Source organism: Blautia sp. AF32-4BH (assembly GCF_003460565.1).
In the GTDB taxonomy this organism is placed as follows: domain Bacteria; phylum Bacillota; class Clostridia; order Lachnospirales; family Lachnospiraceae; genus Fusicatenibacter; species Fusicatenibacter saccharivorans.
The window spans coordinates 1-13,457 of the sequence record NZ_QTVL01000022.1 but is presented as its reverse complement, the minus strand read 5'-3'; the positions used below and the strand labels follow the sequence as shown (position 1 = coordinate 13,457).

Below are 13,457 nucleotides of genomic sequence, written 5' to 3'. Positions count from 1 at the left end.
GAGAAAACCGATTCCGGGATGTTGTTTTGAAAGGGAAATTGGAGAATGTTAGAAAGAACCAAAGACATTCATATCCGGGCTACACCAGAGGAACTTGAAAAAATAATGAAGCGTGATAGTAATGGATCTATCGGATCTAAAAGAAATATTAAGGCTGCTACAGATATCAGGAAATAATCTGAATCAGTATGCAAAAAAAGCAAATGAAACAGTTAGCATTTACCATGAGGATATTGAAGAATTGAAAAATAATCAGAAGGAAATCTTACAGGAAATGAGAAAAGTGCTGGACAGATTAACAGCAATTATGTAAGGCAGGTGAGAGAATGGCGGCAACAAAACTGATAGCAATGCATCAGAACAAAGGACGGAGCGTGATGCAGTGTCTGAAAGACAGAACAGATTATGCAATGAACGGGGACAAGACAGAAGATGGAAAATATATCTCATCTTATCAGTGTAATCCGGAGCTGGTTGATCTGGAATTTGCTCAGGCAAAAAAAGAATATCTGCATAAAACATGGCGGCAGCCTAAGGGAGATGTACTTGCATATCAGATCCGCCAGTCTTTCAAGCCGGGAGAAATTACACCGGAGGAAGCAAATGAAGTAGGGTATGAAACCGGTATGAGATTCACTAAAGGGAAGCATGCTTTTATCGTGGCAACGCATGTGGACCGGGCACATATTCATAATCATATCATTTTCAATTCTACCAATCTGGACTGTGACCGGAAGTTTCGTGACTTCTGGTTTTCGGGAATTGCTTTGCAGAGACTCAGCGACATTATCTGTCTGGAGCATGGACTTTCCATCATTCCGAAAGTAAAACCGAGTGAGAGACAAAGGAGAACAAAGTACCCGGAACGGATCAGTATGAGGGATGTCATCCGGGAAGATATTCTGAGGTGTCTGGAGCAGAAGCCGGAAGATTTTGAAGTGCTTCTGAAATTATTGCAGCAGGAAGGGTATGAGATTAAACGTGGAAAGCATACTGCAATATGTGGAAACGAGCAGAAGCGTTTTATCAGATTCCGTTCTCTGGGAGAAGATTATACAGAAGAAAATCTGAAAAAAATAATTGCCGGAGAGAAAGAATTACCTGAGAAAAAAGAAAAAGCATCTGATCAGAAAGTTGTGAAATCAGAAAAACGGAAGTTTGACCTGGTGGTGGATATTCAAGAAAGAATAAATAGCAAGAAGAATGCTCGGAATAATATACGAGTATTTTTTTGTGAAATGGTGCAAATTCCGGCTCATCGGACCACGCATTCCGCTAAGAACTGATCAGCCTTTCCGGATGTAACTGAACGCATTTCCGCTTCAGCTGATCAATAAGTTTTCAACGTGTTATAGTTCTTTCGTAGTCATCAAATGATTGCGAAAGGAGGCATAACTATGCAAGACTACAACACGATTATCGGCTCCATCCAGATGCGTTTGAATGGATGCCAGACCAGGTCCGTTATGGACCGTTACAAGATTGGCTCAGGTACATTAAATCTGATCATGAGCCGATACCATGCCAACGGAATCCCAATCGAGGAACTCCGAATGATGGCACCTAAGGAAGTTGAGAACCTTTTCTATCCGCAGAAAAATCTACAGAGGAAAGATGTCCCACTTCCAGATTTCCAGTATTACTATGACAGAATCCATGCACCAGGGAGCCGCATGAACATTTCGTTCTGTTGGCTGGATTATAAAGAAAAGAATCCTGATGGTTATGAGAAGTCACAGTTTTACGAATACTTCAACCGATTCATAGCAGAAAACTATGGTGGCCAGAAGGTATCCATGGCCGTAAACCGAATCCCGGGTGAAAAGATGTATATCGACTGGGTCGGTGATCAGCCGGAACTGTTAACAGATACCGAAACGGGCGAGATCAAAAAAGTCCATATCTTTGCGACCACTCTTGGAGTCAGCAGTCTGATCTATGCAGAAGCTTTTCCAAATGAGAAGCTCCCATGTTTTATAGAAGGCTGTGCCCATGCTGTTTCATTTTATGGTGCTGTTACGAAATACTTTGTGCCCGATAACCTGCGAACTGCTGTAACCAAGCACACAAAGGATGAACTTATCCTGCAGTCTACATTTGCAGATCTGGAAGATTTCTATGAAACTATAGTTCTTCCACCACCCGCTAGAAAGCCGAAAGGCAAGCCTACAGTTGAAAATCATGTACGTTATCTTGAAATACACCTGGTTGAGAAACTGAAAGAAAAGATATATGTATCATTTGAAGACCTAAATGCTGAAATAAAAAAATAGTAGCAGTCCTCAATAAACGATCTTTTCAAGGCAAGGACTTCTCAAGACAGGATGCTTTCGAAAAGTATGACAAACCATGTATGAAACCACTGCCAGGCGGATGTTACACGGCTTGCGACTATAAAGCGGTCCTAAAAGTTCCCAACAACTACCACATCGAGTATGACGGCCACTACTACTCCGTATTGTACTCTTACTGTGGCAAGCCTGCAATCCTGAAGGCAACCGCTTCAGAGATCCGGATCTGTGATCAGTATAATCGGCTGATCTGTACACATAAGCGGTCTTATAGGGAGTTTCCGCTGTATATCACAGTAGATGAACATATGCCGCCAGAACACCTTTATTATAAAGAAGTCAATGCAAAGGATGGTAATTATTACCGCCGCTGGGCTTCTGCCATTGGTCCTGCAATGTTAGAACTGATTGACAGACTCCTTAAATCATCGAAACATGAAGAGCAGTCTTATAATGCCTGTGCAGGTATCCTGCATAAAGTAAAAGTAATCCCGAAAGGTGCTGCTGAAGAAGTTGCCCGTAAATGTATAGAGATCAATTCCTGTAAATATTTTACCTTCAAGCAGATGCTGAAAAAGATGGATGTGAAGGAACTCCCCGAGCATTCACCAGGAACACTGCCTAATCATGAAAATATCAGAGGAAAGGACTACTATAAGTAAGGGTGACGTACTATGGCATACAGATTAAAAGACTATCTTTATAACGATAAACTCACAAAGGAACAGAACATACTCATGGACCGGCTGTATAAACTTCGTATGTCCGGTATGGCTGAAGCCTTTGAAAAGCAGCTTCTGGAACCAAACACAGGTCTCGAACCATTTGAAGTCCGCTTTGCTGCTATTGTAAATCAGGAGTGGGATCAGCGTGAGAGTAAAAAGTTTAAACGTCTCATGAAGAAAGCGACCCTGAAATATCCTGCAGCTGATCTTGACAGTTCAATCTATGATCCAGAACGTCAGCTGAATACACACGTCATAGAACTTCTGGCCAAGTGTGATTGGATCGATGAACCGAATAACCTGCTGATGACCGGAGGAGCTGGTGCTGGGAAAACACACATCGCCTGCGCCTTATGTATCACAGCAATGCATCAGAATCGTACTGTTAAATATATACGTGCGAACACACTTTTAAAGGAATCCGATCATGCCAGACAGGAAGGTACTTACTTTGAGTATTCGAATGAAATGGCAGCTTATGATCTCATGGTGATAGATGATTTCGGTTTAATGGATCTGGACATTGAAAAATGCCGCGACTTGTTTGAAATCATCGAGTCCAGAGACTGCCGCAAGGCAACTATTATAATCTCTCAGATTCCAGTATCCGGATGGTATCAACTTTTTGGGGATTCCACCTATGCGGATGCCTGCTTAAGCCGAATGACATCCAAGGCATATCGTCTTGAATTTCCTGGCAGGGATCGCAGAGTAAATAATGGTAACTAATAAACGTGCTGAGCTTTGCTCAGTTTAAAGCGGAATGGCGCTCCGTTCCTCTGAAACGGATGCGCAGTTCTTGCGGAATATGCAAATGGGCATATTCTAATATAAAAGGAAAATAAAACTGTAATCAAAATGCAAAAATCGAGTAAAAAATATAAAATATAGATTCTGCTTGACAAATAACTGGAGGCGTGTATAATGTTCTATAGGAGCTACAAATATGTGAGGTGTATTATGAGCGAACATGATTTTATAACAGAAGAACATGGTGATAATTTACCTACTGTTAGAATAAAAAAAGTAATATTGAAAGATTTTAAGAGCGTTGGTTATGGAGAAATCACTTTTAACTGTGGAAGACAGTTTATTCCATACAACACAGAATCTGATATTCTCGGTATATATGGACAAAACGGATCAGGAAAGACTTCTTTTATTGAAGCATTAGCAATTTTGCAGGAATTAATGGCCGGTGCCACAGTTCCGAGTGTATATGCTGATTGCGTTGCCGCTGGCAAAGAGTTTTCAGAGTTGGAGTTTGTTTTTGATTTGCAGTATCCAGATGGGGCTATACGTGAAGCGGCTTATTCATTCCGCATGTCAAGTCAAAAATTAACAGCGGAAGAGATTAGAGAACGCTATAAAGATGCTCCAGAGGAATTTGAAATACCTGAAGAAGAGTGTAAAGTTGTTATTTTTGATGAAAAGTTTTCGTTGTTGTGGGAAGATGCATCGAAAAGACAGGCGATTATCGATACATCATCAGAAGATTCTCCGTTTAAACCAACTACAAAAAGAAAAGAAATTGCTGGTGTTGGGAAGAAAACTTTAGTTTCTCTTGAAGTAAACAAACAGCTTGCGCGTAGCAATTCGAGATCTTTCATTTTTATGACGGATACGCTTAAAATATTTGAGGAAAATGATAACAAGTCATTATTCTTCAGAGTATTAATAGAACTTCGATTATTTGCAAGACATTTCCTGTTTGTTATTGATACAAAATCATCGGGATTTATTCGCTTAAACTTTGCACTTCCTATTTATACAAGATCTAGAAGAATGATGTTTGATGCACGAAGACCTATGGTTATTGATAATGAGGATTTAGAACATCTTTGTGAAGAACTGAGTGATATTAGTTCGGTATTAACCCAGCTAGTTCCGGGATTGTCTATCGGTTTTAAGGAGATTTCTCAAACTTTAGATAAAGATGGGGAAGCTGCAACTGTTACTATGCTGACTGCATATAGAGATGGAAAGGAATTGCCGTTGCGAGATGAATCGGATGGTGTTAGAAAAATCATCTCTGTTCTGAGTTTAATTATAGCGGCGTTTAATGAACAGTCTGTAACTGTGGCAATTGATGAATTTGATGCAGGTATATTTGAGTACTTGCTAGGCGAAATTCTTCAGTCTATGGAAGAGTCTGGAAAAGGACAGTTTATTTTTACATCCCATAACCTTAGACCGTTGGAAGTAATAAATAAAAAGTTCTTGTATTTTACTACGACAAATCCTCAGAACAGATATATTCGTTTGAAAAATATATCTGCAACAAATAATCTTAGAGATACTTATTTTAGAGAAATAATCCTTTGTGAACAGGAAGAAGAAATCTACAATAAGACAAAGAAATTTAAGATTATAGCTGCACTTAAGAAGGCAGGAGGATTGCGTTAATGGGAAAAAGGCCAAAGAGGAAGATTGTGCTATTTCTAGTTGAAGGCAAATCTGACCGAGAGGCTCTGAAGCTTGCTATCCCAGAGTTATATGATCAGATTGATGAGGATATCGAAGTCTATTTTCCGGTGATTCGTCGGGAAGATGAGGAGAAAGGCGGAGATATTACAACAAGCCGTTACACAGATAAGCAGGGGAAAAACTATTGGGTTCATCCCAATAATATAGAGGACGCAATATACACTCTGTTCTTGGATGATTTCTTTGACAGAGAAAAGATTTTGCCAAAGGATATTACAGAAATAATTCAAATCGTTGATACTGATGGTGCATATATTTCTGATGAGTGTATTGTAGAGGATTCTTCTTTGCAAGAGGAAGAATCACCATTCTATAAAGATGATGAGATTGCTTGCTTAGATGTTGAAAAGATAAAACTGAGAAATCAGCAAAAAAGTGAAAACCTTACATATTTAAGTAAGTGTTCAACTATAAAAGTCAAGCAGAAAACAGTGCCATACTCTGTGTATTATTTTTCAAGTAATCTTGATCATTTCTTACACCATTCTGCAAATCTGGATTACAGAATGAAAAGAAACTTGGCTGATACATTTGCAAGAAACTACATTGGTGATGTTGAAGGATTTGTTAAAGAAATAGCAGGTGATCCTGATGCAGTAAAGAATATGAGTTATGAGGAATCTTGGGATTTTATAAAAAAAGGAAATAATTCATTGCATAGACACACCAATTTGAATGTTTTGCTTACTAAGCTATTTGAGGAAGCAGAGAGTTAAAATGCGGATGAGAAAGGGTTCTGTAATTAAGTTGTATTTCCTTGATTGCAGGACTTTTATATGCATTAAAAAAATGATTATTATGTTGGAGGAATAAACCGATGCCTAAAAAGGTGGTTAAGTTCATAGATTTATTTTCAGGAATGGGAGGTATTAGGCTTGGGTTTGAGCAGGCCTTCAAAAAAGCCGGCTATAATACAAAATGTGTTCTAACATTAGAAATAAAAGACTGTTCAACCAAAGGCTCTTTCAAAAGAAAGAGGGCAGTCGGCAAAGCTTGTTTCTTGAGGAAGAAAAACCATTGCTGGCACCATTACCTGCTACCCGTTTTGAACTGATCGACTGGAAGACAGCCACCGTCCAGTTCAATTATCACATATCTGTAGACGGAATGCTATACTCCGTTCCTTATGAATACATCAAAAAGAAAGTTGATGTAAAGGTAACAGATACCACTATTGAAATTTTCTACAACCATAGCCGCATTGCTTCCCACCGTCGTCTGAAAGGACGCCTCGGGCAGTACAGCACGGTCACGGAACATATGCCGGAAGAACATCAGAAATATCTGGAATGGAACGGCGACCGGTTCCGCAAATGGGCTGAGCGGATTGGCATAAATACGTACACTGTGGTCAATGCAATACTGACCTCCAAACGTGTGGAACAACAGACCTACCGAAGTTGTATGGGACTTCTGAAGCTTGCTGAGAAATACTCAGATGCATTGCCTCAAGCAACCTGTAAAAAGGCGTTATCCTATACATCTTCGCCCAGTTACAAGAGCATAAAGAACATCCTTGTAACCGGTTCTGTGAAACCGGAACCAGAAACTACTGAATCAAAAACCACACATAAAACACACGGCATCACGAGAGGTTCCGATTACTATCGGAGGTAAACACATATGACCAATCAGAGTACAATTGATAAATTAATTGAAATGCTTCTTACCACTATGGCAGATGCATTTCGTAACCAACTTGATGATCCCAAATTTAAAGAAATACCTTTTGAGGATCGCTTCGGTATGCTGGTGGACATCGAATACAGCAATCGTAAAAACAATCGTCAGAAACGACTAATCCGTAACGCTGGATTCGACCAGCCGGAAGCAAGTATCATGGATATCAACTACACTTCCGGGCGCAAGCTTAACAAGGATCTTATTAACCGGCTTGTAACTTGCGAATATATATCTGAACACCGGAATCTCTTTATCACCGGTGCTACAGGCTGCGGTAAAACTTACATGGCCTGTGCCTTTGGCATGGAGGCTTGTAAGCAGTATTTCAATACCAAGTATGTCCGTCTTCCTGATCTGCTTATTGATCTGGAGATGGCACGGACTGATGGCAACTACAAAAAAGTTATGGCTAAGTATGCCAATCCTGTTGTCCTGATTCTGGATGAATGGCTTCTGTTGAAACCAACGGATTCAGAACAGAGGGATATCTTCGAATTGCTCCACAGGAGACGCAAGAAATCTTCAACGATTTTCTGCTCCCAGTATGAATTCGAGGAATGGTATGATCAGCTTGGTGGTGATGCCAGTCCTCTTGCTGACGCAATCATCGACCGAATAGCTCATGACAGTTATCGCATCAACATCACAAGTATTGATGCTGAGCATGACAGATCCATGAGAGAAGTATACGGTTTGGCTAAAAATCTACGCGAATAATTCATAACCTATGTGGCTCAGTCCGTCTGGATAGGTGGCTCACGCCACACTGGACTGGCGGCTCCGCCGCACAGGAATATTCACAGATGCTTCCGGTTTTAAAAAAGTTTATCTGGCGATGGGATTTACGGATCTCCGGCGTGGGATTAATGGTCTTGCAAACATCGTCCGGTTTCAGTTTCAACTGGATCCTTATGATAAAAATACGCTGTTTCTCTTTTGTGGGCGAAAATGCGATCGGATCAAGGCATTACTTTGGGAAGGAGACGGGTTTCTCCTTATGTACAAAAGACTCGACAATGGTGCATTCCGATGGCCACGCTCTGCGGACAAGGCAATGGCCATCACAGAAGAACAGTACCACATGCTGATGCAGGGTCTGGAGATTGTTGCGCGCCATCCGATTTCTGAATTAAAAGAAACACCCACTATCCTGTAGTTTGTGCAAAATGCTGAAAATAAAAATGCGAAAAAGAGTAAACGATGTAAAGTGGTGGTTAAAAATCTATAAACAAAAAAGCAGCCTATGTGGGCTGCTTTTTTGCTATAAAAGATAAACTGTCCCAATATTGACAAAATTGTCCCAACATGATATAAAAAAGACAGCGAATAAAAATGGGGTGCATAGTATGAAGAAGAAAAGTGTTATAAGTTTAATTAAGTATTATACCGAAAAAAATGATGTTGGTTTTCGCAGTGAAGCTTATGAAATAGCAAAGGATTTTGATGCATCCGGCGATTATCAACTGGCTGAGTATATTATGTCATTATTATCAAATGCTAATACGTTTGTGCCGCAGGTATCAGAGAATGTTTCTCCTTTTTTTGAAAAAATAGAAGCGAATACGGATATGTTATTACTTCCGGATGAAATTACAGGTGATTTAATAGGGATAGTTAATGCAATTGAGCATCACATTGGAATTAATAAGTTCCTTTTTCAGGGAGCGCCTGGAACAGGAAAAACGGAAGCAGTAAAACAATTGGCAAGAATCTTAAACAGAGAGATTTTTATGGTGGATTTTTCTTCTGTTATAGATAGTAAGCTTGGTCAGACACAGAAGAATCTGTCTATGTTATTTAAAGAAATCAACCAATTTGCTCAACCGGATAAGGTGATTGTTCTATTTGATGAAATCGATGCATTGGCATTGGATCGCACGAACCAAAACGATTTAAGAGAAATGGGGCGGGCTACATCAACAATGTTAAAAGAGTTTGACCGAATGAATGAAGATGTTGTTTTGATTGCAACAACAAATCTTTACCAGTATTTTGACAGGGCATTGATAAGAAGGTTTGATTCTGTGATTGATTTTAACCGTTATTCGCAGGAAGATCTTCTTTCTATTGCTGAGCAGATGCTGGATCGTTATCTGGATAAGCTGAAACTTGCAAATAGAGATATTCGCCTGTTTCGGAAAATTATGAAATTGATGTCCAAATTACCATATCCAGGCGAACTGAAAAATTTGATCAGGACGTCGGTTGCCTTTAGTAATCCGAAAGACGGCATGGATTATTTTAGACGGTTATACTATGCAGTATGTAATGAAAAACCAGACGATCTGAAAAAACTGCAGAGTCAGAAATTCACAGTGAGAGAAATGGAAATATTGGTTGGACGTTCCAAAAGCAGCGTGGCTCGTGATTTAAAAGAAGGTGTAAGGGATGAATAGTATTTTACAGTTAAAAGGAAGATTCGAACAAAGATCAAATCGTTCCAGACCGGGATCACCTAAGCTTCCAAAAGGGAAAAGTGTTTCTGCATCACATTTACGTGAGTTGGAAAAGCAGCTGGAAAGAATACTTGTATATTGGACGGAAAACAAGGATATTCGTGGTGCCCTGGTAAGTGTACATTATAAGCATATTGTTGCCAAAAGCAACCGGTTGAAAATTCTACTGTCAGAAAATGGAAAATCACCGACAGAATCAATTCGAGGGGCCAAATTTGTCTGGGAGCCAGATCAAAAAGGAAATGAAGTGCAAAAACATGTTTTTACGCATTTTGTTTCCTTGCAGGCAATTGAAAAATCTATCGATGTTTTAAAAAAGACAGCGTCTATCATAGAACAGTATTATAAAGGTTCTGTTCCTAGTGAAGTAATAGAAGAATTAGGCGAAAAATATCATTTTAATGAAGTACCCAAAACCAGTTTTCTGAAAACCATGGTTGACGGCTTTTATGTGGAACGATTTGATATCGACAGAGCAACGGAGGAAATAACAGAAGAAGCAATCATTACCATCTATCAGACAGGGGTGGATACAAAAAGACTTCTTTCAAAATTCGGAATTGATATTGTAGATGATCGCATCATAGACGGAACTACTTTAAGACTGAATCCAGACGAAGTTAAATTGCTATATAACAATGCGTCGTATCTGATCGCTATGGGAGTTACAGACTTCTCTGAGATTTCAAGAGACGATGTGTTAGATGCGTATGAGGATATGGAAGAGGATGCCGGATTATTAATCCCACATCCACAGAACGAACCGGTCATAGGTGTGATAGATACACAGTTCAATGAAAAAGTGTATTTTCACGAGTGGGTTGAATATAAAAATCTTTTGGATCCTAATATTCCTCTGTCCAGGAAAGATTATGAACACGGAACAGCTGTCAGCTATATTATCGTAGATGGTCCACAGGGAAACCCGGAGCTTGCGGATGGCTGCGGCAGATTTCGCGTAAGACATTTTGGAGTGGCAACAAATAACGGATTTAGTTCTTTTACTGTTCTGAAAATGATCCGAAATATTGTTGCGTCCAATCGAGATATTAAAGTCTGGAATTTATCGCTGGGATCAAAACTTGAAATCAAACCAAATTTTATTTCGCCGGAGGCTGCAGAGCTGGATCGTATTCAGAGTGAATATGATGTTATTTTTGTGGTAGCAGGTACAAATATTCCGGCAGGAGTTACCAAAAAGAATATGAGAATTGGATCTCCGGCAGATTCCCTGAATTCTATGGTGGTTAATGCTGTGGATTTTGCAGGAAACTCTGCTTCTTATACCAGGATTGGACCTGTTCTGTCGTTTTTTCATAAACCGGATGTCAGTTATTATGGTGGTGATGGAACGGTCTATACAGATAAAATGGTGGTATGCAAAGACGATATGGGAGCAGCATACGTAGCGGGAACTTCATTTGCAGCGCCATGGATTTCACGTAAACTGGCATATTTGATTCATATTATGGGATTAAGCCGGGAAGTGGCGAAAGCATTGCTGATTGATGCAGCTGCCGGATGGAATCGAAGAGATGATATTTCACATAGAATCGGATATGGTGTTGTGCCAAAGCATATTAATGAGGTTTTAAAAACACCGGATGATGAAATACGTTTCATTATGACAGGGGCATCGGAGGAATATGAAACTTATACTTATAATCTGCCAGTGCCTGTTGTAGATCATGCGCACCCGTTTTATGCAAGAGCCACCCTGGCATATTTTCCACAGTGCGATCGCAAACAGGGTGTTGACTATACGAGTACAGAAATGGATATTCAGTTTGGCAGAGTTGTTGCCAAAAGAGGGTCAACCATGATTAAAGCAATTGATGACAATCGACAGTCTGAAGAGAAACAGATTACTTTGTACGAAGAAGATGCAAGAAAAATGTATCGCAAATGGGATAATGTGAAACATATCAGTGAAAAAATAAAAGAAAAAAGGGTTCCCCGAAAGGCTTATGATTCTGGGTTATGGGGACTTAAGATTAATACGAAAGAATGCTTGCAGAAAAGAAAAGATTCTCTTCCGTTTGGTGTGGTTGTAACGTTAAAAGAGATGAATGGAGTAAATCGTATAGACGATTTTGTGAAGATGTGTCTTGCAAGAGGTTGGCTGGTTCAGAGACTTGATATTGAAAATCAGCTGGATTTGTATGCTAAGGCGGAGGAAGAGATTGAATTTGAATGAGGCGCAAGCGAAAGGATTTAACTTATGAAAATCACATCAGGCCTCGGCTCCATTGATGACTATCCCCGTTACGTCCGCGCCGGAGCAGACGAGCTGTTCTGCGGTTACGTTCCGTTTTCCTGGTCAGAAAAATACGGAACGGTTCTGCCGCTGAATCGGAGAGAGGTTTTAAACTATAACGTACAAATTGGATCGTTCAGTGAACTGGAAATTCTGGCCAATATGGTGCAGAAATACCAGAAGCCAGTGCATCTGGCGTTCAATTCGCTGTATTACCGGCAGGAACAGTATGAAGAAATTACGCAGATCATCCAACAGTGCCGCAGCATAGGGTTTGACAGTTATATTCTTGCGGATCCCGCGCTGCTTGTGTACCTGCGAAAAGAAAAGATCGACTGTGAGGTGCATCTGAGCGGGGATTTGGGAACGGTGAATTCTGCGATGACAGAGGTTTTTGCGAAAGAATACCCGAAGAGGATCATTTTCCAGCGCAAAAATACGATCTCGGAAATGCGTGCAGTGATTCGGCATATAACTGCGCAGAAAGAAGCCGCTCGAAAAGAATGGACTTATCCAACGGAGTTCGAGGCATTTGCTTTGAATGAACTGTGCCAGTTCAGTGGTGCTTTCTGCAATTCCCTGCACTGCGATGAAATGGGATATCTTTGCCGGGTTCCTTACTGGAAGAAACCGATGTCGTTTTCAGAATCTAAATTAGAAAAACAAGAAAAAAATCGTCCGGGAGAAAATATTTCTATATCCGAATGGGATTCTGCATCAGAACTGATGAATCCTGTATCGGAAGATGGTTACCTCTGCGGCGCAACCGGCTGCGGCCTGTGTACATTAAAACAGCTTTCCGATGCTGGAATCACTCATCTGAAGCTGGTAGGCCGGGGAAATTATACCGATTTTATGGAGCGTGATATCCGAAATCTGCGCCGCACGCTGGAGATTCTGGAGGATTCTTCTACGGAAGAAGAATATATCCGAGCGATGAAAGCAGAGCTTTTTCCAAATGGATGCAGTCACATGTGCTATGTCAGATAAAATATGTCAACTCTTTCTGAAGTAATGCATTTGGGATTGACATATTTTTGTATCAAGGGTTAGTCCTCGAAAGAAAATGTAAGAAAGGCTCTGCGTATGCAGGGTCTTTCTTAATCTAAAGAAATAGTGGAGAACGTAATGAGAAATGTTTTCCCAGCACGCTTTAATAATTAACATAATGATGAATCGTCTTCTGCGCCAGATGATACTGCTCCAGTGTCATGGCGATTTTTCCTTTTTTCAGGGAAATTAGCTTTGCAGCATTTCTGATTTCAGGCATTCTGGGATCGGTAAATTATTATAAGAGCGGGAACCTTGACCTGAAAACGGCAGGTGTGCTTTCGGCCGGAAGTTTTGTCGGCGCGCTTGCCGGTGCTCCTGGTCGCACATGGCATCGGTGTCTTTACCGGAAGCAAAAATGCAACGAAAATCAACCAGACGCTGCTGAAACGGATCGTGGCTGTGGCTTCGATTGCGATCGCGTGCATCAAACTCTTTCTCTGATTGAAAACGGCGCGTCGCATTCTCGTTACTTTAGCCTGCAAATAAAAAGTCAATACTAAAATTG

The 13,457-nt window shown here is 40.4% G+C and carries 14 protein-coding genes and 2 pseudogenes; 15 read left to right on the top strand and 1 reads right to left on the bottom strand.

Annotated elements, in window-relative coordinates; all coding sequences use genetic code 11:
• The first annotated feature begins 45 nt into the window (after nt 1-45).
• From DWZ44_RS19015 to DWZ44_RS16870, 15 genes and pseudogenes are all read left to right on the top strand, one after another.
• Complete coding sequence (locus DWZ44_RS19015; protein WP_256372553.1) at nt 46-177, top strand: hypothetical protein; 132 nt, start codon at nt 46-48, stop codon at nt 175-177.
• Complete coding sequence (gene mobC, locus DWZ44_RS16930) at nt 122-313, top strand: plasmid mobilization relaxosome protein MobC (RefSeq protein WP_242991212.1); 192 nt, start codon at nt 122-124, stop codon at nt 311-313. Before DWZ44_RS19015 ends, mobC begins: the two co-directional genes overlap by 56 nt.
• A 13-nt stretch (nt 314-326) precedes the next feature.
• Nucleotides 327-1,286: a relaxase/mobilization nuclease domain-containing protein gene (locus DWZ44_RS16925; protein WP_330410168.1), complete on the top strand. Its 960-nt coding sequence runs from the start codon at nt 327-329 to the stop codon at nt 1,284-1,286.
• A gap of 111 nt (nt 1,287-1,397) precedes the next feature.
• Nucleotides 1,398-2,273 carry a transposase gene (locus DWZ44_RS18820; protein WP_243002141.1) on the top strand — a complete coding sequence of 292 codons (876 nt, stop codon included), beginning with the start codon at nt 1,398-1,400 and terminating at the stop codon, nt 2,271-2,273.
• Nucleotides 2,274-2,353: 80 nt separating this feature from the next.
• Nucleotides 2,354-2,953 carry a Mu transposase domain-containing protein gene (locus DWZ44_RS18815; protein ID WP_243002138.1) on the top strand — a complete coding sequence of 200 codons (600 nt, stop codon included), beginning with the start codon at nt 2,354-2,356 and terminating at the stop codon, nt 2,951-2,953.
• A 12-nt stretch (nt 2,954-2,965) separates the two neighbouring features.
• On the top strand, nt 2,966-3,745 hold the full coding sequence (locus tag DWZ44_RS16915; RefSeq protein WP_117510917.1) for an ATP-binding protein: 780 nt from the start codon (nt 2,966-2,968) through the stop codon (nt 3,743-3,745).
• 231 nt (nt 3,746-3,976) lie between these two features.
• Entirely contained in the window at nt 3,977-5,422 is a 1,446-nt protein-coding gene (locus DWZ44_RS16910) for an AAA family ATPase (protein WP_117510947.1), read from the top strand.
• Entirely contained in the window at nt 5,422-6,219 is a 798-nt protein-coding gene (locus DWZ44_RS16905) for a hypothetical protein (RefSeq protein WP_117510915.1), read from the top strand. The genes DWZ44_RS16910 and DWZ44_RS16905 overlap by 1 nt, the downstream gene beginning before the upstream one ends.
• 101 nt (nt 6,220-6,320) lie before the next feature.
• Nucleotides 6,321-6,407: pseudogene (locus DWZ44_RS19385) on the top strand (DNA cytosine methyltransferase); the annotation flags it as partial.
• A 26-nt stretch (nt 6,408-6,433) separates the two neighbouring features.
• Nucleotides 6,434-7,120: pseudogene (locus DWZ44_RS16895) on the top strand (Mu transposase domain-containing protein); the annotation flags it as partial.
• Between the two features lie 6 nt (nt 7,121-7,126).
• Nucleotides 7,127-7,903 (top strand): IS21-like element helper ATPase IstB, encoded by a 777-nt coding sequence (gene istB, locus DWZ44_RS16890; RefSeq protein ID WP_117510913.1) that lies wholly within the window; start codon nt 7,127-7,129, stop codon nt 7,901-7,903.
• Nucleotides 7,904-7,937: 34 nt separating this feature from the next.
• Nucleotides 7,938-8,342, top strand: a complete 405-nt coding sequence (gene tnpB, locus DWZ44_RS16885) for an IS66 family insertion sequence element accessory protein TnpB (RefSeq protein WP_117805366.1) — start codon at nt 7,938-7,940, stop codon at nt 8,340-8,342.
• 190 nt (nt 8,343-8,532) lie between these two features.
• Nucleotides 8,533-9,582: an ATP-binding protein gene (locus DWZ44_RS16880; RefSeq protein ID WP_117510909.1), complete on the top strand. Its 1,050-nt coding sequence runs from the start codon at nt 8,533-8,535 to the stop codon at nt 9,580-9,582.
• Entirely contained in the window at nt 9,575-11,839 is a 2,265-nt protein-coding gene (locus DWZ44_RS16875) for a S8 family peptidase (protein ID WP_117510907.1), read from the top strand. The genes DWZ44_RS16880 and DWZ44_RS16875 overlap by 8 nt, the downstream gene beginning before the upstream one ends.
• Before the next feature lie 24 nt (nt 11,840-11,863).
• On the top strand, nt 11,864-12,889 hold the full coding sequence (locus DWZ44_RS16870) for a U32 family peptidase (RefSeq protein WP_117510905.1): 1,026 nt from the start codon (nt 11,864-11,866) through the stop codon (nt 12,887-12,889).
• A 272-nt stretch (nt 12,890-13,161) separates the two neighbouring features.
• Here the strand turns inward: DWZ44_RS16870 and DWZ44_RS18540 are convergent.
• Nucleotides 13,162-13,457, bottom strand: a 296-nt coding sequence (locus tag DWZ44_RS18540) for a hypothetical protein (RefSeq protein ID WP_207660237.1), incomplete at its 5' end; no start/stop codon positions are given.